The organism is Sulfitobacter aestuarii, from assembly GCF_042685005.1.
GTDB classification, from domain to species: Bacteria; Pseudomonadota; Alphaproteobacteria; order Rhodobacterales; family Rhodobacteraceae; genus Sulfitobacter; species Sulfitobacter aestuarii.
The window spans coordinates 60792-83439 of the sequence record NZ_JBHUMP010000013.1 but is presented as its reverse complement, the minus strand read 5'-3'; the positions used below and the strand labels follow the sequence as shown (position 1 = coordinate 83439).

General features: G+C 59.0%; 28 protein-coding genes. 24 read left to right on the top strand and 4 right to left on the bottom strand.

What is annotated here, in order from left to right:
* Positions 1-42 precede the first annotated feature (42 nt).
* The 15 genes from ACFSUD_RS14425 (at position 43) to ACFSUD_RS14355 (ending at position 9230) form a co-directional block, all read left to right on the top strand.
* Positions 43-798 carry a transglutaminase-like domain-containing protein gene (locus tag ACFSUD_RS14425; RefSeq protein WP_037941861.1) on the top strand — a complete coding sequence of 252 codons (756 nt, stop codon included), beginning with the start codon at positions 43-45 and terminating at the stop codon, positions 796-798.
* Positions 788-1753: a cation diffusion facilitator family transporter gene (locus tag ACFSUD_RS14420; RefSeq protein ID WP_037941750.1), complete on the top strand. Its 966-nt coding sequence runs from the start codon at positions 788-790 to the stop codon at positions 1751-1753. Before ACFSUD_RS14425 ends, ACFSUD_RS14420 begins: the two co-directional genes overlap by 11 nt.
* On the top strand, positions 1725-2087 hold the full coding sequence (locus ACFSUD_RS14415) for a SpoIIAA family protein (RefSeq protein WP_037941747.1): 363 nt from the start codon (positions 1725-1727) through the stop codon (positions 2085-2087). Before ACFSUD_RS14420 ends, ACFSUD_RS14415 begins: the two co-directional genes overlap by 29 nt.
* A 221-nt stretch (positions 2088-2308) precedes the next feature.
* On the top strand, positions 2309-2662 hold the full coding sequence (locus ACFSUD_RS14410; RefSeq protein WP_037941746.1) for a hypothetical protein: 354 nt from the start codon (positions 2309-2311) through the stop codon (positions 2660-2662).
* Positions 2663-2839: 177 nt separating this feature from the next.
* Entirely contained in the window at positions 2840-4192 is a 1353-nt protein-coding gene (locus tag ACFSUD_RS14405) for a multicopper oxidase family protein (RefSeq protein ID WP_348110622.1), read from the top strand.
* 25 nt (positions 4193-4217) lie between these two features.
* Complete coding sequence (locus ACFSUD_RS14400) at positions 4218-4685, top strand: DUF411 domain-containing protein (protein WP_221227928.1); 468 nt, start codon at positions 4218-4220, stop codon at positions 4683-4685.
* A 66-nt stretch (positions 4686-4751) separates the two neighbouring features.
* The gene (locus ACFSUD_RS14395) at positions 4752-4886 is read left to right on the top strand and encodes a hypothetical protein (RefSeq protein ID WP_268874242.1); all 135 of its coding nucleotides are present in this window, start codon (positions 4752-4754) and stop codon (positions 4884-4886) included.
* Between the two features lie 202 nt (positions 4887-5088).
* Positions 5089-5466: a c-type cytochrome gene (locus ACFSUD_RS14390; protein ID WP_240558221.1), complete on the top strand. Its 378-nt coding sequence runs from the start codon at positions 5089-5091 to the stop codon at positions 5464-5466.
* Positions 5463-6059 (top strand): DsbE family thiol:disulfide interchange protein, encoded by a 597-nt coding sequence (locus ACFSUD_RS14385; RefSeq protein WP_037941739.1) that lies wholly within the window; start codon positions 5463-5465, stop codon positions 6057-6059. Before ACFSUD_RS14390 ends, ACFSUD_RS14385 begins: the two co-directional genes overlap by 4 nt.
* On the top strand, positions 6056-6568 hold the full coding sequence (locus tag ACFSUD_RS14380) for a TlpA family protein disulfide reductase (protein ID WP_037941738.1): 513 nt from the start codon (positions 6056-6058) through the stop codon (positions 6566-6568). The genes ACFSUD_RS14385 and ACFSUD_RS14380 overlap by 4 nt, the downstream gene beginning before the upstream one ends.
* 82 nt (positions 6569-6650) lie before the next feature.
* A complete protein-coding gene (locus ACFSUD_RS14375) occupies positions 6651-6932 on the top strand; it encodes a hypothetical protein (RefSeq protein ID WP_037941737.1) in 282 nt (93 codons plus the stop codon).
* Between the two features lie 44 nt (positions 6933-6976).
* Positions 6977-7222 carry a hypothetical protein gene (locus tag ACFSUD_RS14370; RefSeq protein ID WP_235183689.1) on the top strand — a complete coding sequence of 82 codons (246 nt, stop codon included), beginning with the start codon at positions 6977-6979 and terminating at the stop codon, positions 7220-7222.
* An 87-nt stretch (positions 7223-7309) separates the two neighbouring features.
* Complete coding sequence (locus tag ACFSUD_RS14365) at positions 7310-8005, top strand: SCO family protein (protein ID WP_235183688.1); 696 nt, start codon at positions 7310-7312, stop codon at positions 8003-8005.
* Positions 8002-8493, top strand: coding sequence for a hypothetical protein (locus tag ACFSUD_RS14360; protein ID WP_051843822.1), 492 nt, complete (start codon positions 8002-8004; stop codon positions 8491-8493). The genes ACFSUD_RS14365 and ACFSUD_RS14360 overlap by 4 nt, the downstream gene beginning before the upstream one ends.
* The gene (locus ACFSUD_RS14355) at positions 8490-9230 is read left to right on the top strand and encodes a cytochrome c biogenesis CcdA family protein (RefSeq protein WP_037941734.1); all 741 of its coding nucleotides are present in this window, start codon (positions 8490-8492) and stop codon (positions 9228-9230) included. Before ACFSUD_RS14360 ends, ACFSUD_RS14355 begins: the two co-directional genes overlap by 4 nt.
* 103 nt (positions 9231-9333) lie before the next feature.
* On the opposite strand, the gene ACFSUD_RS14350 is transcribed toward ACFSUD_RS14355, so the two are convergent.
* The 4 genes from ACFSUD_RS14350 to ACFSUD_RS14335 all read right to left on the bottom strand — a co-directional run bounded on the left by ACFSUD_RS14350 (position 9334) and on the right by ACFSUD_RS14335 (position 14071).
* Entirely contained in the window at positions 9334-10098 is a 765-nt protein-coding gene (locus ACFSUD_RS14350; RefSeq protein WP_184583059.1) for a MauE/DoxX family redox-associated membrane protein, read from the bottom strand.
* Between the two features lie 22 nt (positions 10099-10120).
* Positions 10121-10993, bottom strand: coding sequence for a DUF305 domain-containing protein (locus ACFSUD_RS14345; protein ID WP_037941732.1), 873 nt, complete (start codon positions 10991-10993; stop codon positions 10121-10123).
* 132 nt (positions 10994-11125) lie between these two features.
* On the bottom strand, positions 11126-11545 hold the full coding sequence (gene cueR, locus ACFSUD_RS14340; RefSeq protein WP_037941731.1) for a Cu(I)-responsive transcriptional regulator: 420 nt from the start codon (positions 11543-11545) through the stop codon (positions 11126-11128).
* Positions 11546-11563: 18 nt separating this feature from the next.
* Positions 11564-14071 (bottom strand): heavy metal translocating P-type ATPase, encoded by a 2508-nt coding sequence (locus ACFSUD_RS14335; RefSeq protein ID WP_037941730.1) that lies wholly within the window; start codon positions 14069-14071, stop codon positions 11564-11566.
* Between the two features lie 140 nt (positions 14072-14211).
* Between ACFSUD_RS14335 and ACFSUD_RS14330 the strand changes: the two genes are divergently transcribed.
* The 9 genes from ACFSUD_RS14330 to ACFSUD_RS14290 all read left to right on the top strand — a co-directional run bounded on the left by ACFSUD_RS14330 (position 14212) and on the right by ACFSUD_RS14290 (position 22647).
* The gene (locus tag ACFSUD_RS14330) at positions 14212-14412 is read left to right on the top strand and encodes a heavy-metal-associated domain-containing protein (protein ID WP_037941729.1); all 201 of its coding nucleotides are present in this window, start codon (positions 14212-14214) and stop codon (positions 14410-14412) included.
* A gap of 198 nt (positions 14413-14610) precedes the next feature.
* Positions 14611-15033: a hypothetical protein gene (locus tag ACFSUD_RS14325; RefSeq protein ID WP_081858737.1), complete on the top strand. Its 423-nt coding sequence runs from the start codon at positions 14611-14613 to the stop codon at positions 15031-15033.
* Between the two features lie 294 nt (positions 15034-15327).
* Complete coding sequence (locus ACFSUD_RS14320; RefSeq protein ID WP_037941726.1) at positions 15328-16794, top strand: TolC family protein; 1467 nt, start codon at positions 15328-15330, stop codon at positions 16792-16794.
* 11 nt (positions 16795-16805) lie between these two features.
* Positions 16806-18164, top strand: coding sequence for a multicopper oxidase family protein (locus tag ACFSUD_RS14315; protein ID WP_132998290.1), 1359 nt, complete (start codon positions 16806-16808; stop codon positions 18162-18164).
* Between the two features lie 46 nt (positions 18165-18210).
* Positions 18211-18927: a copper-binding protein gene (locus ACFSUD_RS14310; protein WP_037941725.1), complete on the top strand. Its 717-nt coding sequence runs from the start codon at positions 18211-18213 to the stop codon at positions 18925-18927.
* Positions 18928-19013: 86 nt separating this feature from the next.
* A complete protein-coding gene (locus ACFSUD_RS14305) occupies positions 19014-19544 on the top strand; it encodes a cupredoxin domain-containing protein (RefSeq protein ID WP_221227930.1) in 531 nt (176 codons plus the stop codon).
* 8 nt (positions 19545-19552) lie between these two features.
* Positions 19553-20866 (top strand): ABC transporter transmembrane domain-containing protein, encoded by a 1314-nt coding sequence (locus ACFSUD_RS14300; protein WP_037941722.1) that lies wholly within the window; start codon positions 19553-19555, stop codon positions 20864-20866.
* The gene (locus tag ACFSUD_RS14295; protein ID WP_235183686.1) at positions 20853-21311 is read left to right on the top strand and encodes a c-type cytochrome; all 459 of its coding nucleotides are present in this window, start codon (positions 20853-20855) and stop codon (positions 21309-21311) included. Before ACFSUD_RS14300 ends, ACFSUD_RS14295 begins: the two co-directional genes overlap by 14 nt.
* A 28-nt stretch (positions 21312-21339) precedes the next feature.
* Positions 21340-22647, top strand: coding sequence for a sialidase family protein (locus ACFSUD_RS14290; RefSeq protein WP_235183685.1), 1308 nt, complete (start codon positions 21340-21342; stop codon positions 22645-22647).
* The last annotated feature ends 1 nt before the right edge of the window (position 22648 follow it).

Here is a 22648-nt window from a genome sequence, read left to right as displayed (position 1 = left end):
TTAGTCTTATTCCAAGACGATTCGAGGAGCGACCCGTTGCAGATGACCGACCCCCTACTTGTACCCACTAAACTACTGAATTTTGATGCCGCGCCTCTTGCGCATCTAATTGAGAACCGCAGCTGGCGCGGCTTATCCGAATACGATCAGATCGGAGCTGCCTATGATTTCGTTCGGAATGAAATCGCGTTCGGATACAATCGAGCTGACGACATCCCCGCATCCGAAGTGCTTTCCGACGGCTACGGGCAGTGCAATACCAAAGGCACGCTCTTGATGGCGCTGCTGCGTGGTGTCGGCATTCGTTGCCGGTTGCATGGGTTTAAGATCCACAAAGGCTTGCAGCGCGGTGTTGTCCCTGAGCTGGTGTATCCGCTTGCTCCGCAGGAAATTCTCCACTCATGGGTAGAGATCGAATATCAAGGTGCCTGGATCAACCTTGAAGGCTTCATCTTGGATGACGCTTTCCTCAATGTCCTGCAAACGTCATTCTCGGACACAGAAAGTCTCTGCGGTTATGGCGCGGGCACGGATTGCCTTGGCGCGCCTCCCGTTGCCTGGAACGGAGAAGATACCTACATTCAGAAAACCGGCATCCTGCAAGATTTCGGCGTGTTTGATACGCCGGACGCCTTCTATTTGTCCCATGAGCAATCCTTTGGATGGCTGCGTGGTGCCCTTTACCGTCATATCATACGCCACTGGATGAATGCGCGCGTACGTGGTTTCCGCAGCGGCCGCCTCAAGACTGACCGACGCGCGACACACGCGCATGAGGAGCCTGCCAATGCCGCATGACCATGGGCACGCGCATATCGATCCGGATTCTGGCGATCGGCGGGTTGCCATCGCCATCTGGGCAAACGGGCTACTTACCATTGCGCAAGTCGTTGGGGGCATATTCTCGGGCAGTCTGGCACTGATCGCCGATGCGCTGCACAACTTTTCCGATATGGCCTCGCTTGTTATTGCCTTCGCCGCACGCAAGATCGCGCGCCGCCCAGCCGATGAGCGCATGACCTTCGGCTATGGCCGGGTCGAAATCGTCGCGGCCCTAATCAACTACACCACCCTCATCGTGATCGGCTTCTATCTGATCTACGAAGGCGGCATGCGCATGATTGATCCACCCGAAGTCATGGGTTGGACCGTCGTCATTCTCGGTGGAATTGCGCTTGTGGTCGACACGCTGACCGCAATGCTGACCTATTCGATGCAGAAGGGCAGCGTGAACATCCGCGCGCTTTTTCTGCATAACCTGTCGGACGCGCTTGCTTCGGTCGCGGTTATCGTCGGTGGATCACTGATCATCCTTTACGACATGCGTTGGGTTGATCCTGCCATCACCATCGGCATCGCGCTCTACATCCTGTATCTGTCTTTCACTGAAATAGGCGGCCCAATCCGAACCCTGATGCTCGGGAGCCCGCCGGACATCGACAACGAGGCCGTCGTCGAAGCGGTGCGAAAAGTCGAAGGCGTCGCCGACGTCCACCACGTCCATCTCTGGCAAATGCAAGAGCACGAGGCTGCGCTCGATTGTCATGTCGTCGTGGCAGCCGAGGGGTGGTCGAAGATCGAAGAGATCAAGAGCGCGATCAAGAAGCGGCTGAAGGAAGAGTTCGGCATCAGCCATTCCAGTCTCGAATTTGAGCACGAGGATCGCGCTCATCAGAACGCCGATCTCTACGGTCACGGCAACGCAAGTGAAAAGGAGAAGACCAATGTTCAAGGAAACGCTGACCGAGCATGATGATGTCATCGGGCTCGTCTGCGAAGGCAAGTTGACAGAGGCAGACTTCAAGAAAATGCACGCGCTGCTTCATGAACGTCTTGGAACAACCGATAATCCGGGTCTGGTTCTCGACCTTACAAGTTTCGAGGGCTACGAAGAGCCTTCGGCGATCTTGGAAGATCTGAAGATCGACACCGCCCACGTGAACGATTTCCGTCGCATAGCGGTTTTCGGAGAACGTAGATGGATGGAATGGGGCGCACGGGTGGTCAACCTACTGACGGGCTCCGAGATGCAGTGGTTCGAATCCAGCGATACCGAGTCCGCACTTGCGTGGGCGCGTGACGGGTAGCCAACGATTCTGCAAGAAAAGGACTAACTGAATTGGATATGGAATAATGCTTCTGGCGGATCCGGACCTACTACGTAGCGACTTTAACCGGGTACTGTGTGCCAATGTGCGATTCGAGTGAAATGAGATCCGCCTCAAGATCGTGAGGCTACAGGGGCATCACGTCTAAGTTACAGAATATCGCTTGACCTCCCCTTACTGGAAGGTGGCATAAGCGCCACATGATCCGCGTTTTTCGCCTTGTTTTGATTCTCATGCTGACTTTCGGCGCCGTGACTGCGCCGGATGCGTCGTCGGCAAGTATGTCGGACACGGCGATGGCGCAGATGGAAACTGCCGAAAGCGCCGATGGCCTCTGCAATGGTTGCGATCCCGCTGGATTTGCTGACGGTACTGCCTGTGAAGGTGGGTGTCCTGTTCCTTGCGGCTCCAGCGGTACTTCTGACCTCCTTGCCAAGATGCCGTCAGAGCGGCTCGCGATGCCCTTTGGTACTGCCATCCGGGGTGCCGAACCTTTGATCCCAGTCGGCGCAAATCCGTCGCTTGATCCGTTCCCTCCCAAACTGCCTGTTTGAACCTGATACCGGCCTCGCCTGCTGCGAGGCCTGATTGTTGCCTTGGCCGAAGCTGGCTGAGTGCGGCCCTTTCAGATCAAGGCAAATGCGATGATCCTCCACAGACCGATTTCACGAAGGCACGTGCTTCGCACAGGTGCCGCATTAACAGCCCTATCCGCTCTGTCACCTGCACGAATGGCGATGGCCGATCCAACTGGGGACCCATTCGTCCTACGCGCGGCATCCGGACAGGCCGCCCTGCGACCGTTGCCATACGGCCCGACTAATGTCTGGAGCTATAGCGGATCCGTCCCCGGTCCTGAAATCAGGGTCCGGCAAGGCGACCGTATCCGGGTTCTGGCTCAGAATGGGTTGGATGAAGGGACCACAATCCACTGGCATGGCATCCGCACGCCCAATGCGATGGACGGGGTGCCGTTCCTCACGCAGGACCCGATCCCCGTCGCGGGCGAATTCCTTTACGAATTCGATGCGCTGGATGCGGGCACGTTCTGGTACCATCCGCACCAGCGCAGTTCCGAACAGGTCGGACGCGGCCTTTACGGGCCGCTGATTGTCGAGGAAGCGGACCCGATCCGCGTGGATCGGGACCTGACCTGGATGCTGGACGACTGGCGCATGACCCGCGACGGACAGATTGCGGGTGACTTCGGCAGCCGCCACGACGCCATGCATGGCGGTCGTATCGGGAATTCCGTGACGATCAACGGTCAGATGCCGGAGCGCATTGCGGTGCGGTCCGGCGAACGTATCCGGCTGCGATTGATCAACACAGCGAACGCGCGGATTTTTGGGCTGGATTTCGGGGCTCTTGAGCCTGTCGTAGTCGCTTTGGACGGTCAGCCCGTGACGCCTCATGTCCCTGATAGCAACATCGTTGTGATCGGCCCGGCCATGCGTGTCGATCTGGTGATCGACATGACCGGCAAGCCTGGAGACGCCGTGACCGTCATCGATACCTTCTACGAGGGGCTCGAATACCGGCTGGTCGATCTTGCCTACGGACCGGACAGGTTGCGGGACGCGGTACCGGACTGGTCGATGGACCTGCCGCCCAACCCGCTGGTCGAACCGGACATGGCGTCGGCCGCGCGGCACCAGATCGTCTTCAACGGCGGAATGATGGGGCAGATGATGATGGGCAGCGGTATGGGGTCGATGATGGACCAGATGCGCGAGGGCAACATGTGGTTCATCAACGGAGAAGCCGCGACGGGTCATATGATGGACCCCTTGCTGGTCCTGCCGCAGGGCACGTCGCACGTGTTCGAGATGGATAATCGCACCGCCTGGCACCATCCGATCCATTTTCACGGGCATTCGTTCCGTGTGATCGCCCGCAACGGACAACCGACTCGGTATCGCGAATGGCAGGACACCGTCCTGATGGCACCCGAAGAACGGGTCGAGATCGCGTTCGCCGCGGACAATCCCGGTGACTGGATGTTCCATTGCCACATTCTGGAACACCAGGCGGCGGGCATGATGGGCGTCATCCGTGTCGAACCTGGCACGACCAAAACCTGAAACTCACACACTTAGGACCATGAAAATGAATGAACCGATAAAGAAGATACTTGGATTTGCCAGCCTCGGCACGGCAGGTGCCGTCGCCGTCCTTGCGATGAGCCTGAATGCCGCGCCTGCCGCGGCGCAGGAGGTCACGCTCTACAAGAACCCACAATGCGGATGTTGCGAGAGTTACGCGGACTATCTGCGCGAGAACGGTTTCACGGTGGAGGTGAAGCCGACCCACGATCTGGCGCAGATCAGCCGCGATGCGGGCATCCCGGATGACTTCCAAGGCTGCCATACAGGCTTTTTGGACGATTACGTCATCAGCGGCCACGTGCCGATTGATGTCGTCAACAGGCTGCTGGAAGAGCGCCCGGAAATTGCCGGTGTGACTCTTCCCGGCATGCCATTGGGGTCGCCGGGTATGGGCGGCGCGAAACAGGAGCCCTTCAAGATTTACACCGTCGAGGAAGGTCTGAGCCCGACCGTATATTCGGTCGAATGATCAATCGCGCGGTCTGGTGCGAATCCGTGCCAGACCGGTTTCAAGGGAAAACAAAGGATGGAATGCATGATGATGGACGGTGGAATGATGGGCGGCGGCATGATGATTGCGATGGGCGTCGTCTGGTTGCTGATCGTGGGTGTGCTGGTGCTCGCGGCGATCGCCTTGGTCAAATACATCCGTTCGGACAGCGGAAAATAGAAATGTGCCAGAATGCGGATTGAGGGTGCCAGCAGCGGCGACAGCCTGTTGTCGATGGGGTTGGTCTGGGCGCTTTGCGTCCTGCTTGTCCTGTCGTCGCTCGCGGCACTCATCGTCCTCTGTAGGTGGCTCGTAACAAGAAGGCGGAAACTTAGTGAAAAACACGATTAGGCTCTCGGCTGTCCTGCTCGCCACAACGGTTTTGCCGGTTGCGGCGCAGAGCGACGTGCGCATGGGTGAGCGCCTCTATCAAGAGAATTGCGCCAGTTGCCATGGGGCGAACCTAGAGGGGCAGCTAGATTGGCGCTCCAGATTGCCGAACGGAAGGTTGCCTGCCCCACCGCACGACGCCTCCGGCCATACCTGGCATCACCCCGACCGCGTATTGTTCGACATCGTGAAACGCGGACCGGCGGCGATTGTCGGGAACGGGTACGAAAGCGACATGCCCGGATATGAGGATGTGCTGACAGACGATGAGATCACGGCGATCATCGACTACATCAAGAGCACATGGCCCAACCGGATCCGCGCGTCGCAGGAAAGCCGATCCCTTGCCGATGAGCAGGCGCAGCCATGACGGAAGAGGTCGAGAGAAATGCCGACCCTGTGTCGCGACGCAGAATCTCCGGGTTCGTGCTGGTGCCGCTGATAGCTTTTGCCCTCATGGTCCTGTTCAGTTGGGGGCTTTTTTGGGGTGGCGACGACTTGCCGTCGGCACTTCTCGGTAAACCCGTGCCCGACTTCGCGCTGCCCCCGGTGCTCGGCCGCGAAGAAGGTCTTTCGACGCAGGACCTGATCGGCCATGTCTCGCTGGTGAACGTCTTTGCCTCGTGGTGTGTGCCCTGCCGTGCCGAACATCCGCTGTTCATGGAGTTGAGCGCAACCGGTGAGGTGCCGCTCTACGGAATCAACTACAAGGACCCGCCCGATCAGGCGCGCGCCTGGCTCGACGAGTTGGGTGATCCCTACGCGCGCATCGGGGCCGACATCAACGGACGCGCCGGTATCGAATGGGGCGTCTATGGCGTGCCCGAAACCTACGTCATCGCGCCTGACGGCACCATAGCCTACCGCCATGTTGGTCCGATCACACGAGCAATCCTGCAGGAAACGCTGCTGCCGATCGTCCGTGACCACAAAACCCAATCCGCCAAGGAGAAAACGCCATGAAAAATCTGAAACCGGCGCTGATCGCCTGGGCACTGTCCGTCGGCGCGGCTTTCGCGACACCGCAAGGGTTTGCACTTCACGACACCCCGCAGCCTGTCGCCAATGTGCGCTACGATAAAGATGACGGCAGCCGCGGAGACATGGAAGATTTTCGCGGCAAGGTGATCCTCGTGAATGTCTGGGCAACCTGGTGCGTCCCCTGCCGCGAAGAGATGCCGACGCTCGATGCGCTTCAGGCGGAACTTGGCGGCGACGACTTCGAAGTGGTTGCCCTTTCCATCGACCGGGCCGGATCACAAATCGTTCGGCGTTTCTACGACGAGATCGGTGTCACCAATCTCAATATGTATGTCGACCAGACCATGCTTTCGATGACCGCGCTGCGCACCGTTGGCCTGCCGACGACGATCCTGATCGACGCGCAGGGGCGGGAGCTCGGGCGACTGGTCGGCCCGGCCGAATGGGATGATCCCGAGATGGTGTCCTTTTTGCGAAGCTTTATTGAATGAATTCCAGCAAAAGTCCACTGCTCACCCTTGACCTTCCAGTTACTGGAATGACTAGCTTTTAATCATCGAAAGGACTTTCCGGATGACCGAAATATCACCTTCCAACATTGCGGGTGCCGCCAACATCGAAAGCGCAGGAAATTGGCCCCGGTGGTTGACGCGCAGACGATTGCTGTTCGTCGGTGCGGCAACTGTGATGGGGGGCGGCATGGCCTTGAACTGGGGATGGCTCACCGCGATCGGGCTCGCGCCTGTTCTGGTCTCGCTGGCCCCCTGTGCCGCGATGTGCGGCTTGGGTCTGTGCATGAAGGGCGGGTCTGGAAAGGGCTGCTCCAAATCGCCGGAGGGGGCGTCTCCCGACTGAGCTCTTTCAATAACCACACGACCAACCAACCCAAGGAGAAAACCATGAGAAAAGCATTTAAAACCTTCGTCGTCGCAACAGCCCTTACCGCAAGTGCATTTGCCGTCAGCGCCCAAGAACAGACCACGTCGGAAACGGGCGAAATGATGCAGAATGAGGGGGCCATGCAAGGCGGCATGATGGACGGCGACATGATGGACATGATGAAGATGATGACCGAAATGAAACCCATGATGGAAGCCTGCACCGAGATGATGGCGTCCATGACCGAGAATATGGAGGCGGCATGATGCCTTCGCCAAATTCTGACGGCTAAATTGCCGAAAGTGCCTGTCGGTCTACGGATCGGCAGGCAAAAGTTTTGAAGGATTCAAGAATTGACAGCACTAACACGACGCGCCGCTTTGGCGATACTTGTGACCACGATTTCGTCTCCGGCCTTCGCCGATCATCCGGGTGAAAACCTGGATGCGCGCATGTTCGAGATGGAGCCCTACTTCCAAGCCATCGATGCAGCGCAGGCTCCGGGTTTCGAGCTGCAGGATTCCGAGGGGAATCCCGTGCGCTTGTCGGATTTTAGCGACAAGGTGGTCATCCTGCACTTCATCTACGCCAACTGCCCGGATGTCTGCCCGCTCCACTCCCAAAAGATCGCGGCCATACAGGCCTCGATCAACGACGGGCCGATGAAGGATTTAGTGCAGTTCATCTCGATCACGACCGATCCGGTGAACGACACGCCGGACGTGCTGCGCGATTACGCGGATCGGCATGGGTTCGATCAAAGCAACTGGGTCATTTTGACCAAGCAGCCCGATCAGGCTGAAGACACCACGCGCCTTCTGGCGCGGGACTTTGGGCTTGAGTTCACGATGACCGCCGACAGCGACATGATGATGCACGGGGCAGTCACTCATGTCTTGGATATCGGTGGGCGGTTCGCCGCAAAATTCCATGGCATGGAGTTCAAGAACGTGAACCTGATCCTCTATGTCAGCGAGTTGATCAACAATGCCCAGCATCGACGCCGGGAGCTCAGCTGGTGGGACCGGCTGACAGGTGTGTTTCAATGAGTGTCGTCGCGACTGGCGTCAGGCTGTCCTTAACAGACGGAATTTCCCTGACAGCTCTGCGTCGGTATTTTGCGGTGATCATCCCGGCCAACTTGTTCTGGGAGTTCGCGCATATGCCGCTCTACACGATCTGGAACGAGGGCACTTGGGGTGAGATCGTTTTCGCAGCCGTCCATTGCACGGGTGGTGATATCCTGATCGCCATGAGCGCGCTGATGCTTGCCCTTATGCTGACGGGCCAGGGCTGGCCTCTGGTCGCCTCCACGCGGCGGTCTGTGACCGTCCTGACGGTGGTGTTCGGGCTGGGATACACGCTGTTCAGTGAATGGCTCAACATCGTGATCCGTGAGGCATGGGCCTATTCGGACCTGATGCCGATCATTCCGATCCTCGATGCGGGCCTGTCACCTGTTTTGCAATGGATGGTGGTCCCGCTGGTCGCGTTCTGGTGGGCCGTGTGGCCCTTCAGCACCGAGCGTGATGTATGATGGATATTTCCGGCATCGGCATTTTCGCGGCATTCCTGGCGGGAGCCATCTCTTTCCTATCACCCTGCGTCCTGCCGCTGGTGCCGGGCTACGTATCCTATATCGCGGGTCAGCCGGATTTGCGCACGACGCGGTCGGTCGGCTTGCGGGCGCGCGCCGGGGCGCTCGGGTTGAGTGCCTGCTTTGTCCTGGGCTTTTCGACGGTCTTCGTCGCCCTCGGGGCCGGGGCCAGCGCGCTCGGATCCCTGCTGCTGACATGGCGCTCCGAGCTCAACTTTCTCGGCGGCGCGATCATCATTCTGTTCGGACTGGTCATGCTGGGTGTCTTTCGTCTGGAGACGTTCTCGCGCGATACCCGTTTCAATCTCGACATTCCCGGCGGTCGCCCGTTTGGGGCCTACGTGCTGGGACTGGCCTTCGCCTTTGGCTGGACACCCTGTATAGGACCGATCCTCGGCGCGATCCTGACACTCAGTTCGACGTCCGGCGGCATGTCGGACGGCATCTGGCTGCTGTCGATCTATTCCGCGGGGCTGGGGGTGCCGTTCCTGTTGGCGGCGCTGTTCACCGACGCCATCGCCGCGCGGGTCAGGCAGATCGGCAAGGCCGGTCGCTGGCTCTACAAGGGCGCGGGTGTTGCCATGATCATCATGGGCATTGCCATCATGACCGGGCAATTGTCACGGTTTGCCTATTGGTTGCTGGGGACGTTTCCCTTTCTCGCGACGATCGGCTGACGAACCTCGAACCAGCTCTTGGCGCGATGGCTGGTAGGTGAGGATCATCTCCACCACTCAGCAAGGTCGTACACGCCGCGCCTCTGTAGAGGTCGCGGGGCCGTCAGCCGATCAGGTAGACCCGGATCGGCATCCAGATACCCATGACCATCATCATCAGGTTCTCGGTGAGCGAGACGAACCCTAGTGGCACGTTGCTGTCGCCCCCGACGCAGGCGCATTTCAACTCGCGCTTGTCGATGTACACGGCCTTGAAGACCGAAACCGCGCCGACGGTGCCGATGAACAAGGCCACGGGTGCCGACAGCCAGGTGAGCGCCCCGGCGACCATGAGGATACCGGCGAAGGCCTCTCCGAAGGGATAGAGATAGCCGTAGCGCACCCAGCGGCGCGCCAGCAGGTCGTAATTCAGGAACATGGTCGAAAAGCTCTCGACATCCTGAAGCTTCTGCACTGCAAGCAAGCACATCGAGATCGAGACGAACCATTCCAGCGCGCGCAGGCTGAGGATGGTTCCAAAGCTGTACCATGACAGGCCGAGCGCCATCAGAAACGCGACGGCAAAGATCGCGATCACCGGCCGATAGGAGGTGTCCGAGCGCTCGCTTTCCGGCGCGTCGAGGCCGAAATGGACCCGCAGATCGTCGTAGCCGCCAATCCGCTTGTCGCCGATCCAGGTCTGCGGCGTGGTCTCGACCCCGTGCTTTTCCATGAAGGCATCGGTTTCCTCGCGTGTCGTCAGGTGATGATCCTCAACCTCGTACCCTTCGCGTTCGAGCAGGTCCTTGGACTTCAGGCCATAGGGGCAAAGATGATCCGGCATGACCATCCGGTAGAGTTGGGCTGATTTCGATGCGTCATTCGGCATAGTGTTTCCTCCAGTTTCTGGTTCAGGCACCGCAACCGTAATATCCGCGATACCCTGCACGCAGACCGGACCCAAGTTCGAGAACGAGATCGGCGTCCTGCATTTCGCCACTATTTGCGTCCAATGTGCCGGTTCCGCTCGGCGCGCTCAACGCCACTGTCATGCCTTCCGTGCCCCAAGTGCTTCCGGCGTCGCCAGCCTCCAGCCGCACCAGATCGCCGCTGATCTTGGCGAGAGCTACACTCCCACCGTCGATGCGGCCCACCGCCAGCGCAGGCCTGCTTGTGGTGGTGTAGGTGAACGTGCACGCCGCGCCGCCGGGAAACATCTGCGCAATGTCCTCCGTAGTAAGAAATTCGAGGTCGAGAATGGCGATTTCCGGGGTTGATAGCGCCTCGTCAAGGCTCATGATCTGCGTCGGTCCGCTTTCTGACTGTGCCAGACTGTCACCGTTGGCGTCGATATCGTTCACCAGATAACGCATCTCGGCGATTTCCTTGTCCTGCGCATAGATGATCTCATCCGCCAGCTTGCGCACGCGCGGGTCCGAGATATCGGCGCGGCTGGAGGTCATGATCGCGATCGAGTGGTGCGGAATCATTGCCCGCATGTAGCTGGTGTCGCCCACCGTCACCTGGCTGCGGACCAGCCAAAGCGAGGCGGCAAAGACCACGGCGGCACCGATGAAGAAGGCGGCGTTAGCCATCTTGCTGGAATACATCGACAGCATGAAGCCCAGCATGATGATCGCCATGGTGGCACCCATCAGGAGAGCCATGTAGGCCCGCGTTTCCGACCAGAACACATGCGTCCAGAGGTAGGTATTGAGATACATCAGACCGAACATGACGACGGTAGATGTGGCGATCATCGCGAAAAAGCGGCCATATGACATGAAGTTGTCCTCTCTCGAAATCGTGAAGTCTAGAGGTGGAACAACTTTCCCGCGCTGGAATGTTCCGAAATAGCTGCAGCCAGTCGCACCTTGTGGGTGGCGCTGCCCGCTGCGGGACGTATCTAAGCCCGCTTAATCCGCTGCCCTGGCGGTCCGGGTCTTATCCTCTTCCATAGCCAGATCTGCGAGAATCGGACAATTAGGCCTGTGATCGCCAGCGCAGGCATCGACAAGGTGCGACAACGTCGCGCGCATCTCGGTCAGTTCTGCGATTTTCCGGTCGATCCGGTCGAGGTGTTCCTCGGCGATCTGCTTGACCTCCGCGCTGGCGCGGTCGGTATCGGCATAGAGTTTCAGCAGGCTCCGGCAGTCCTCGATTGTGAAGCCAAGCGCACGCGCTCGCCCGAGAAACGCCAGCTTGTGGACGTCGCTCTGCCGAAAGCTGCGATAACCGTTCGCGCTGCGCAGCGGCTCGACCAGCCCGATGTCCTCGTAGTAGCGGATGGTCTTCGCAGGAAGGCCGGACAGGTCGGCCACGTCTCCGATATTCATGATCGTTTTCTCCTTGTTTCATTCTGCCGGGAGGGGGGACATGCGGGGGGCAGTCGCGGCCTTCGCCGCGTCGTCCATCGCCGGGCGGACACGGCGCAGGCGCAGCGCGTTCGTCAGTACGAAGACCGAGCTGAGCGCCATTGCCCCAGCCGCCAGCACCGGCGACAGCAGCAGGCCCGACACCGGGTAGAGCAGCCCCGCCGCCACCGGAATGAGGGCCACGTTATAGCCGAAGGCCCAGAACAGGTTCTGGCGGATGTTGCGCATCGTACGCCGCGACACTTCCAGCGCGTTGACCACGCCGCGCAAATCGCCCGACATCAGCACCACATCGGCGGATTCGATGGCGACGTCGGTGCCGGTGCCGATGGCGATGCCCACGTCCGCATGGGCAAGCGCGGGCGCATCGTTGATGCCGTCGCCGACAAAGGCGATGTGCTGGCCCGTGCCGCGCAGATCGTCCAATGCCGCGACCTTGCCATCCGGCAGCACACCCGCGATCACATGGTCGATGCCGGTCTCGCGCGCGATGGCTTCTGCCGTCTCGCGCTTGTCGCCGGTGATCATGGCAACCTTCAGGCCCAGATCGTGCAGCGCCCGGATGGCTGCCGCGCTGGACCGCTTCACCGGATCGGCCACGGCGATGACGGCGGCAACGCGTCCGTCGATGGCGGCGTAAAGCGCGGTGCGGCCCCGTTCGGCCAGGCGGCGCTCTTCGTCGGCCAACGCACCGATGTCCAGCCCTTCGTGCGTCATCAAACGGTCGGCCCCCACCAGCACGTCATGGCCCGAAACCTCTGCCCGGACACCGTAGCCGGTGATGGAGGTGAATTTCTGCGCGTCGTGACGGGCAACGCCCTCGGCCTCCGCCGCCCGCAGGATGGCCTCGGCGATGGGATGTTCCGACTGCGCCTCGACCGCCGCGATCAGCGCCAGCACCTCGGCGCGGTCAAAGCCGTCGGCCAGCACCAGATCGGTCAGCTCGGGGCGGCCTTCGGTCACCGTGCCGGTCTTGTCCAGCGCCACCACATCCACTGTCGAAAGCTGTTGCAGCGCATCGCCCTTGCGGAACAGCACGCCCATTTCGGCGGCGCGCCCTGTGCCCACCATGATCGAGGTCGGTGTAGCGAGCCCCATCGCGCAGGGGCAGGCGATGATCAGGACCGAAACACCGGCGACCATCGCAAAGGACAGGGCGGGTGACGGCCCGGCCAGCAGCCAGACCAAGACGGTCAGGGCGGCAAAAGCCATGACCGCGGGCACAAACCACAGAGTGATCCGGTCGACCAGCCCCTGGATCGGCAACTTCGCCCCCTGCGCCTCTTCGACCATGCGGATGATCCGGGCCAGCGTCGTATCCGCCCCCACGCGCGTCGCGCGGAACCGAAAGGCACCGGAGCCGTTGACCGTCCCGCCTGTGACGGGGTCGCCCACCGACTTGGCAACCGGCACCGGTTCGCCGGTGATCATGCTCTCATCGACACGCGCGCTGCCTTCGGTCACCTCGCCGTCCACCGCGATCCGCTCTCCGGGACGCACCAACAGGATGTCGCCCGCAGTGATACGTTCGATAGCCACGTCCTGCGGCTCTCCGCCCACCACCACTCGTGCGGTCTTGGCCTGAAGGCCTAGCAGCTTATGGATCGCGGCCCCGGCCCGGCCCTTTGCGCGGGCTTCCAGCCAGCGGCCCAGCAGGATCAGCACGACAATGACCGCCGCCGCCTCGAAATAGACCGCGCGCGACCCTTCGGGCAGCAGCGCGGGCGCGAAGAGCGCCACGAGGGAATAGAGATAGGCCGCCGAGGTGCCGACAGCGACAAGGCTGTTCATGTCCGGTGCGCCCTTGAGCAGCGCGGGAAACCCGAGCGTGTAGAAGCTGCGCCCCGGCCAGAACAGGACCACGGTGGTCAGACCGAACTGGATCAGCCAGCTGGCCCGGTGGCCAATGGTTTCGCCGATCAGGCCATGCATCCCGGGGATCAGGTGCGCGCCCATTTCCAGCAGGAACACCGGCAGGGCGAGGGCCGCCGCCATAGCGGTCCTGCGGGCCAGCCTGCGCGCCTCTTCATCCTTGCGGGCACTCGTGTCTTCCCGCGCGCTGTCCTGCGGCAGGGTCGCGGGATAGCCTGCGTCAACCGCCGCCTTGAGCAGGTCGGCGACCACGACCGCGCCTTCGAGATAAGTCACCGTGGCGGTTTCCGAGGCCAGATTGACGTTCACGTCCAGCACGCCCGGCATCGCCGCCAGCGCCTTGTCCACCCGCCCGACGCAGGACGCGCAGGACATGGAGGCCACGTTCAGACGAACGCTCTGAGTCCGGACGGGATAGCCGATCTCTTCCAACTTCTCGACGATGTCCGAGATGCGCTCCGGCCCGTCGATCTGCGCCTGGGCCGTCTCGCTGGCGAGGTTGACGCGAACGTCGCTGACACCCGGCAGGCCGGAAAGCCCACGCTCCACCCGCCCAACGCAAGAGGCGCAGGACATGTTTTGAAGGGAAATTCGGACGTTGTGTGGACCGGACATGGAAATCTCCTGATTCTGATCCTCCGAGAGATAAGGGTTCCATTCGCTGGAAGGTCAACAGGTGCATCGAGAAATTTTTTCGGGCATTGACCTTCCCATAGGGGAACGCCCTAGGTAGCAGCAGCAAGAAGGAGATCGTGATGATCAGGTTCAGCGTGCCGGACATGAACTGCGGACATTGCACCGCGTCGATAAAGAAGGCCATTGTGACGATAGACCCACACGCGACTGTCACCTGTGACCTGACTGCGCGTTCCGTCGAGGTAGATAGCGCATTGGATGAAAGCGCTCTGAAGGCAGCGATTCACGATGCGGGCTACGGATCGGAAAGACTGACTTAGTCCCGTCAATTCCAGTCATTAAAGACATACTCCCTGCCATTTTCGCTTCTTCTGTCTGAATGGTGAACGTTGCTATGTACCTATTGCGCAACAGTTTTGAGCGCTTGCAGCGAGAATTCGCCTGCCTCGCTAGAATGTGCCAAACCTTCCCGCGCTGTAAGCGTTGACTAATTTGTCAAAACGTCCAAGTTTCCGTTCATGAGAATGCGTGTCGCCACTTCGGTATGGGTGAAATTCCTCACTTGCTTCGCTTTTGCGTTGGCTCTGGTTCTTTCTCCACCTTCTGCGGCACACGCGGCCTCGGGAATGCATGATGGTCAGCATTCTGGATCGATCAGCGCCCTTCTCAGCGAACCGACTGTTGGTCAGGGAACTGATATCCACGCCGACCACATGAAACACCCGGCGACAGTTGACGTGGATGACATATCCTCCGACATTGGTGAAACAGAGCATCAATCAACTCAGTGTTGTAACGGAATATGCATTTCTGTCGTCATTCCAGACGCAGACTTGGTATTCCCGGATCCTATTGCTGCGAAAGAATATATGATCCTGAGCGGTCAGACGCATTCCGTCGAAACATCAGGGTTTCTGCGGCCCCCTCGATTCCTGATCTGAAACGGCGCCCAATCCGGGTGTGAGCCTTGCGCAGACTCTGCGTGAGACATCGTTCATCAATCAGGATACCTTCATGAAAATTCATCTACTTATGGGGGCTTCGGCCCTCGGGCTTGGCGCATGCGCCTATGAGCCTACCCCTTTGCCCTCCGTTGCGACACAACAGGCTGTCGTCAACGCGACCGTTTCGTCTCCGATCAGCTATCAAGATCCATTGGCTGGCTACACCTATCGTGGTCCGACCGGCCCCCGTGATTGGCGGTCTGTCAATCAAGAGCAGACGGAGGGCAACTGATGCGGGTATCTAAGATTCCGCTGGTTCTTGGCTTGCCACTTTTCTTGGGTGCCTGCGCAACCGCAGTACCGGGAAGCTACACCGAACCGAAGGCCGGTTTTGCCAATGTGGCCAGCCAGATCACGCCAGCGATCGGCAAACGGACCGTGTTTGCGGAAACGCAGGCCGAAAACGAAGCTCTCAAGAAACAGGTGCACAGCATGGTGCATCAGAAGACGATCTCGGCCGATACGGCGGTTCAGGTTGCGTTGCTGAACAATAAGGGTCTGCAAGCGTCTTACGTCAATGTTGGCCTCTCGGCCGCTGAGGCTTGGCAGCAATCGACGCCGGAAAACCCGATCGTCTCAATTGGCGTCCTGGGAATCGGTGCGCCTGAGCTCGGTGCCTACAGGGCGATCGAAGGGCTGATCCGGTCGAACGTCCTCGATGCCACCACGCGCAAACAGCGCATGGCCATTGCTGATGCAAGCTTCCGGCAGGCTCAGCTCAATGCCGTGAACGACACACTTGCACTGGCCAATCAGACGCGAAAGGCATGGGTCGATGCAGTCGCCGCCTTCGAGGCAGTGAGCTATCTGCGGCGCGCGAAAGCGACCTCTGACGCCGGCTCTGAACTGGCGATGAGGTTGGGCGAGACCGGCGCACTTAACAAAGCTGGGCAGGCCCGCGAACAGGCATTCAATGCCGAACTGGCGGGGCAACTTGCACAGGCACGATTGAACGCCACTCGGTCCAAGGAGGCTTTGACCAGGTTGATGGGCCTCTGGGGCACCGGAGTCGATTACTATGTGCCAGATGCCCTTCCTTCACTGCCGCGTTCTGTCGGCCGTGTGACCGACATCGAGGCCAAGGCGCTAAGAAATCGGGTGGATCTGCGTGTTGCCAAAGTTGGCCTGGAAGCGCAGGCCAAGGCGTTTGGTCTGACCGACCAGACCCGCATTGTCAGCGATCTGGAGATCGTTGCGGGAGCCGAATTTGAGCGTGAAGTTGAAGGCAGTGGCGACATTGAAACCAAGACTTTGCCTCAGGTGGAAGTGGAGTTCGCGATCCCGATCTACGACACCGGCAAGGCCCGGATGCGCAAGGCGGAATTGTCTTATCTTCAAGCGGCCAACGTGCTCGCAGAGAAGGCCGTGAACGTCCGGTCTGAAGCGCGCGGTGCTGAAGCCTCTTATCATGCCGCATACAAAATCGCTCGCCACTACCGCGACGTTCTGGTGCCGCTACGCACGACCGTCGAAGAAGAGGGTTTGCTGTCCTACAACGGCATGATCACCAACACTTTCGAGCTGCTGACTGATGTGCGCGAGAAACTTGCCGCATCCCTGGAAGCGGCAAATGCAAAACGCGAATTCTATATGGCACAGGCCGATCTGACCGCCGCGATCTATGGCGGCGGCGAAGGCGGTGCTGGTGCTGGTGGAGAAGGCGCATCACTTGCCGCCGGTGGCGGCGCAGGACACTGAAAGGAACTGACATGTTGAACAGACGTCAATTACTCGGAGCCGGCGCCGCAGGTGCAACGCTGGTCTCTTCAAAAGCCTGGGGTCAAACCCTGAACATGGGCCTCCCCGAAGCCGCGCAGATGGACAGTGCGGCAACGGCGATTACGGCGCGTCCGTCGTCAGGGCCGGACTACACACCAGTGGTCACGCTGAACGGGTGGACCCTGCCGCACCGGATGAACAACGGGGTCAAGGAATTTCACCTCGTCGCCGAACCGGTAGAGCGCGAACTTGCAGACGGCATGATTGCGCATTTGTGGGGTTACAACGGCCAGTCCACCGGTCCAACGATCGAAGCAGTCGAAGGCGACCGGGTCCGCATCTACGTCACCAACAAGCTGCCGGAAGGCACCACGGTGCATTGGCACGGGCTCATCCTGCCCTCGGGCATGGATGGGGTCTCCGGGTTGAGTCATCCCAGCATCCCGCCAGGAAAAACGTTTGTCTACGAATTCGACTTGGTGAAGTCCGGCACGTTCATGTACCACCCCCATGGCGACGAAATGACCCAGATGGCGATGGGGATGATGGGCATGTTCGTGGTCCATCCCAAGGATCCCACCTTCATGCCGGTGGATCGCGATTTTCTGATCATGCTGAATGCCTTTGACATCGATCCCGGCACATACGTGCCCCGCATCATGACGATGACGGACTTCAACCTGTGGACATGGAACAGTCGGATCTTCCCCGACATCGATCCGCTGGTCGTGAACAAGGGCGACAAGGTGCGAGTACGCGTCGGCAACCTCACGATGACAAACCACCCGATCCACATGCACGGCTATGATTTCAAGGTCACCTGCACGGATGGTGGCTGGGTACCGCCAGAAGCGCAATGGCCGGAGGTCAGCATCGACATCCCCGTGGGCGCGATGCGCGCCTATGAGTTCGTCGCAGAGCATCTGGGTGACTGGGCGATTCACTGCCACAAGTCGCACCACACGATGAATGCCATGGGTCACGATGTGCCGACGTTCATCGGGGTCAACAAGAAGCCGCTGACCCAGAAGATCCGTCAGTTCCAGCCGGAATACATGCCCATGGGGATGTCCGGCATGGGGGACATGGCGAAAATGGAAATGCCGCTGCCTGACAACACGATCCCGATGATGACGGGTTGGGGGCCCTACGGCCCCATCGAGATGGGCGGCATGTTTTCGGTCGTAAAGGTGCGGGACGGCATCGACGCGGACGATTACTCCGATCCCGGCTGGTACGAAAATCCTCCGGGCGAGATGGCCTACGAATGGACCGGCGAATTGCCCGAGTTCGCCTCGAACAACAGTCCCAAGACCATTCTCACACCAAAACCAAACTCGAAGGGCTGAACGGCCCTTCGTCAACTCCAACCAAACCAACCTACAGGACAATGAAATGAGAAATCTTCTTTTGACGACAAGCTTCGCGTTGGTGCTTTCGGCACCAGCATTTGCCGCAGGCACACATGATGGCGGGCACGGTGAGACCAAGCCGGCCGCAATGATGATCGGTATGCCGGGTGAAGCCGCCAATGTGGACCGCACAATTGATGTCACTCTGCTCGAAAACGACGAAGGCGAAATGCTGATCGAGAGCGAAGAGATGACCATCAAGGAGGGTGAAACCATCCGCTTCAACATCACGAACAAGGGTGAGCTGGAGCATGAATTCGTCCTTGATACAGTCGAGCGTAACGCCGAGCACAAGATCGAAATGGCCAAGATGGATATGGAACACGACGACCCGAACCGAATCCGTCTCGATGCAGGCGCTTCGGGTGAGGTCGTCTGGACGTTCGCGAATGCTGGTACGTTCGAAGCGGCGTGCCTGATTCCGGGTCACTACGAATCCGGAATGCACCGTGCGGTCTCAGTGGGGGACCAGATGGCTCAGGCTGACGTGGAATATACGAGCGGGACCATCAAGAAGATCGACGCCAAGGCCGGCAAGGTCACAATCATCCACGGCCCTCTGGTCAACCTCGATATGCCCGCGATGACGATGGTGTTCCGCGCGGACGAAGCGATGATGGCCAAGATGGCGGAAGGTCAGGACATCGAGTTCGTTGCCGACCGGGTCAAGGGCAAGCTTACTGTCACGCAGATGAAGTGAAGATAGACAATGGGGCCGAGGCGAACACGCCCGGCCCCAACGTTTTGAGGCAATAAAATCAAGCGCTACGGAAATAGCCGAGCATTATGAATTTCCTGATAATCTGCACCACCGCCCTTGTGCTCGTCTTTCCGGCTTTCTCAGTGAACGCTTCTAGTGGCAAAGGCCAGCAACCTCATGCGCGGGCCTTTGAATTGCCTGGCCATGATGCGATCGGGAAGCCCGGTGTCGGTTCCTCATTCGACCGGACGATCGAAATATCCATCAGGGAGACAGAAAGCGGATACATGCTTTTCGAGCCGGACGCGATCCAGATTGAAAAGGGATCGGTCGTTCGGTTTTTGATCGGCAATACGGGCGCTCTGGATCACGAGTTCTTTCTCGGCTCCTTTGACGAAATTGCGAAACATCAGCAATGGATGCGCGAACACCCCGATATGCAACATGATCGCGCCAACTCGGTTTTGATCCCAAGTGGACAAAATGCCGACCTGATCTGGGAGTTCTCCGATATGACAAACCTGGAGTTCGTGTGCTTGATACCCGGCCACCGGGAAGCGGGCATGTGGGGCGTCATCATGGTGCACGATCACCTTGCGCCGAAATCAAAGGGTTAGAATTTTTGATGTCACTCCTGGACAGGTATCACGTGCTTGTACACAACGTATCTGCCGCGTTTGGGTACGACTACAGCGATGCGACGCCAGACTGGGTTCACCCGTTCATTCATCTGATACTGGTCTTGGCGCCCGCGCTGCTGATCACTGTCGGCTCACATCTTGCTATTCGCGGCATTCTCAAGCTTTGGAAGCGCCGTCACACCCCTACGTTCCACCCCGAACCCATACGGGGGCTTGAAGGCAGTCTTTTCAGCACGGTCCTGCGCTACTCCAGAAGGCAGCAGGCATTGATGATTGTCGTCAGCCTCATCGCGATGCCTATTCTATATTTGACCCTCGAACTGCCAAAGCAGATCGTCAACAACGCTTTGGATTCTGATCGTTTCCCCGTTGCCGTTTTGGGGCGAGACGTCGATCAGGTCGTTTTCCTAATGCTTCTCTGTGGTCTCTACCTTTTGGCGATCATCCTGAATGGGCTAAACAAATATGGCCTTAACGTGTTCAAGGGATATGTAGCTGAGCGTTTTCTGCGGCGCTTCCGGCTGCTGGTCTATCGGCAATGGCGCAGCGATCCCGACTCCCGAAACCAGAGCGAAATCGTCCCTATTCTCGCACAGGAAGTTGAGCCCATAGGTGGCTTCGCGGCAGATGTCCTCACGCTGCCAATCCTACAAGGTGGTACACTGTTGACGATCCTGTTTTTCATGTTCGTTCAGGACCCTGTGTTGGGTGCCGCCGCACTGACGGTGCTGCCAATCCAGCTCGTGCTGCTACCCAAGCTACAGCGGCGTGTCAACGCCCTTTCACGTACAAGAATCAAGGAAGTCCGACAGCTCGGCAGACAGCTTAGCGAACAGTTGCATGAACGGCAGGTCAATCCGACCGGACTGCTACCGGCCGGAGCGAGTTTTAGAGAGCTTGAGCACGTCCGCAGGAAGATTTTCCGCCTGAAGTTCTTCATCAAGGCCCTCAACAATTTTCTAACCGCGCTGACCCCATTCCTGTTCTACTCATTGGGAGGATATTTCGTCATCGAAGGGCGTATCACATTCGGTGCCCTGGTGGCCGTCCTAGCCGCACACAAAGACTTCTCGGCACCGCTGAAAGAACTCTTCAATTACTATCAGACGCTGGAAGACACGCGGATCCGGTACCACGAAATCACGACCTTTTTCAACAAATCGATCCAGCAATCCGCAATTGTTCAAGCAGACAACACCATGCCGCAGGACGTCAGTCAATTCGAGCAAGCCCAACTGAGATACCCGGCTTCGTCTCTAAAAAGGCAGGGGCCATCGCAACATCATGAAAGAGTTTGATAGTATGAAATGGGCAGCGATATTTTTCGCTCTGGTCGCCGTCGTTGCAGCAGTATGGTTCATTGTGCAACCGAGCCACTCTCGGACGGGCGTCCAGAGGGAGGAGGGCATCGCGCTTTCCGCGGGTGCTCTCGCTACTGTCAAGCTACCAAACAGTTTCACAGAGCAGGAGCAAATCGGCGCAAGCGCTTATGATGCGGTCTGTTCCGCTTGCCACGGTCGAAACGCGCAGGGCCAAGATGGCGTCGCTCCTCCGCTTGTTCACAAGATTTATGAACCCAGCCACCACGGCGACATGGCGTTTGTCCTTGCAGCGCAGAATGGAGTTCGGGCGCACCACTGGGAATTTGGCAACATGCCAGCGGTTGAAGGCGTGACGCGCTCAGACATCCTTGCTATCGTGGCGTACATTCGAGCTTTGCAGCGGGCCAACGGAATTGACTAGGCACTTTCGTCGGTCAAAAGAAGGGGAGTTGGCGCACGGTCAATCAGCATTTGGTTTGCCACAGAAAAACAATAACGGTGGGAAAATTCTGTTCATGAGTAAATGTTCTGCTGCATCGACTCTGATCCTTGGTGCATTGCTCGCTTCGTCCACCGCATCATACGCGGAGGAAACCGGATTATTCAGATTGACCGACCGCGGATCACCGGTTGGCATCAATGCGCGCGAACCATCACTCGCACCCTTGTCGGATGGCAGGGTTTTACTGAGCTGGACCGAAGAAAGCGGAACCGAAGCGGAAGTTCGCATGGCCATCCTCAACGGCAGTGAGTGGTCGGACGTCCGCACAATTAATGTATCGTCAAAGATTTACATCAACTGGGCCGACTTCCCTTCGGTAGTGGCGCTTGCTGGTGGCGGTTTGGCGGCACAATGGTTAGAGCTGAATGGACCGGGCGATTACCAATACGACGTCAAAATCGCTTTTTCCAAAGATGAAGGCAGAAGCTGGACTGACTCGATTGTCCCTCACGATGACAGGTCTCAACGTGAGCATGGTTTTGTTTCGTTGGTACCCGACCAATTTGGTGGATTGACGGCGCTGTGGCTGGATGGCCGGGAGTATGGCAGTCAGACAGAAGGCGACAGCTTCGAAAATACGATGCAGTTGCGCGCGCGGCAGATCAACTTTGACGGAACGATGCAGCCAGAAAGCCTGTTGGATGTGCGCACCTGTACCTGTTGCCAGACTTCTGCAACGCGGACTGCATCAGGCGACATCGTGGCGGTCTATCGTGACAGAACCGCCGATGAAATTCGCGATATATCGGCTGTCCGGCAGGCCGACGGGGAGTGGACGGAGCCCGCCACGATCCATAACGACGGATGGGAAATCGCCGGATGCCCCGTCAATGGCCCGGCCATTGATACCATGGGCGACAGGATTTCCGTTATCTGGTTCACGGCAGCCGAGAACGAGCCGAAGGTTCGTATCGCCTTTTCGGACGATGGCGGTGCGCAGTTCGACGAACCGCTCCGCATTGACCTCGGCGCAGCCGCAGGTCGGGTGGACGTCCTGCAATTTGCAGATGGCAGCGCATTGGCGCTCTGGATCGAATATGTGGGAGGCGGTGAAGCGATCGTCATGTGCCACGTAACGCCAGATGCCGGATGTGTCGCGCCTCAGGCGCTCCACATCAATCGAGGCGGCGGTTCGGTCGGTTTTCCGAGGATGGCGCTTGGCGGAACCGGGGCGTTTGTGGCCTGGACGCAACCAATCAGCGGCGCGGACGGCAGTACCACCATTCGCGTCGTTGAAGTCGCTCTGACGCCATAGG

Coding starts and splice junctions, on each gene's coding strand:
- ACFSUD_RS14425 (WP_037941861.1), top strand. CDS start 43: ATGACCGACCCCCTACTTGTACCCACTAAACTACTGAATTTTGATGCC.
- ACFSUD_RS14420 (WP_037941750.1), top strand. CDS start 788: ATGCCGCATGACCATGGGCACGCGCATATCGATCCGGATTCTGGCGAT.
- ACFSUD_RS14415 (WP_037941747.1), top strand. CDS start 1,725: ATGTTCAAGGAAACGCTGACCGAGCATGATGATGTCATCGGGCTCGTC.
- ACFSUD_RS14410 (WP_037941746.1), top strand. CDS start 2,309: ATGATCCGCGTTTTTCGCCTTGTTTTGATTCTCATGCTGACTTTCGGC.
- ACFSUD_RS14405 (WP_348110622.1), top strand. CDS start 2,840: ATGGCGATGGCCGATCCAACTGGGGACCCATTCGTCCTACGCGCGGCA.
- ACFSUD_RS14400 (WP_221227928.1), top strand. CDS start 4,218: ATGAATGAACCGATAAAGAAGATACTTGGATTTGCCAGCCTCGGCACG.
- ACFSUD_RS14395 (WP_268874242.1), top strand. CDS start 4,752: ATGATGATGGACGGTGGAATGATGGGCGGCGGCATGATGATTGCGATG.
- ACFSUD_RS14385 (WP_037941739.1), top strand. CDS start 5,463: ATGACGGAAGAGGTCGAGAGAAATGCCGACCCTGTGTCGCGACGCAGA.
- ACFSUD_RS14380 (WP_037941738.1), top strand. CDS start 6,056: ATGAAAAATCTGAAACCGGCGCTGATCGCCTGGGCACTGTCCGTCGGC.
- ACFSUD_RS14375 (WP_037941737.1), top strand. CDS start 6,651: ATGACCGAAATATCACCTTCCAACATTGCGGGTGCCGCCAACATCGAA.
- ACFSUD_RS14370 (WP_235183689.1), top strand. CDS start 6,977: ATGAGAAAAGCATTTAAAACCTTCGTCGTCGCAACAGCCCTTACCGCA.
- ACFSUD_RS14360 (WP_051843822.1), top strand. CDS start 8,002: ATGAGTGTCGTCGCGACTGGCGTCAGGCTGTCCTTAACAGACGGAATT.
- ACFSUD_RS14355 (WP_037941734.1), top strand. CDS start 8,490: ATGATGGATATTTCCGGCATCGGCATTTTCGCGGCATTCCTGGCGGGA.
- ACFSUD_RS14350 (WP_184583059.1), bottom strand. CDS start 10,098: ATGCCGAATGACGCATCGAAATCAGCCCAACTCTACCGGATGGTCATG.
- ACFSUD_RS14345 (WP_037941732.1), bottom strand. CDS start 10,993: ATGTCATATGGCCGCTTTTTCGCGATGATCGCCACATCTACCGTCGTC.
- cueR (WP_037941731.1), bottom strand. CDS start 11,545: ATGAATATCGGAGACGTGGCCGACCTGTCCGGCCTTCCTGCGAAGACC.
- ACFSUD_RS14335 (WP_037941730.1), bottom strand. CDS start 14,071: ATGTCCGGTCCACACAACGTCCGAATTTCCCTTCAAAACATGTCCTGC.
- ACFSUD_RS14330 (WP_037941729.1), top strand. CDS start 14,212: ATGATCAGGTTCAGCGTGCCGGACATGAACTGCGGACATTGCACCGCG.
- ACFSUD_RS14325 (WP_081858737.1), top strand. CDS start 14,611: ATGAGAATGCGTGTCGCCACTTCGGTATGGGTGAAATTCCTCACTTGC.
- ACFSUD_RS14320 (WP_037941726.1), top strand. CDS start 15,328: ATGCGGGTATCTAAGATTCCGCTGGTTCTTGGCTTGCCACTTTTCTTG.
- ACFSUD_RS14315 (WP_132998290.1), top strand. CDS start 16,806: ATGTTGAACAGACGTCAATTACTCGGAGCCGGCGCCGCAGGTGCAACG.
- ACFSUD_RS14310 (WP_037941725.1), top strand. CDS start 18,211: ATGAGAAATCTTCTTTTGACGACAAGCTTCGCGTTGGTGCTTTCGGCA.
- ACFSUD_RS14305 (WP_221227930.1), top strand. CDS start 19,014: ATGAATTTCCTGATAATCTGCACCACCGCCCTTGTGCTCGTCTTTCCG.
- ACFSUD_RS14300 (WP_037941722.1), top strand. CDS start 19,553: ATGTCACTCCTGGACAGGTATCACGTGCTTGTACACAACGTATCTGCC.
- ACFSUD_RS14295 (WP_235183686.1), top strand. CDS start 20,853: ATGAAAGAGTTTGATAGTATGAAATGGGCAGCGATATTTTTCGCTCTG.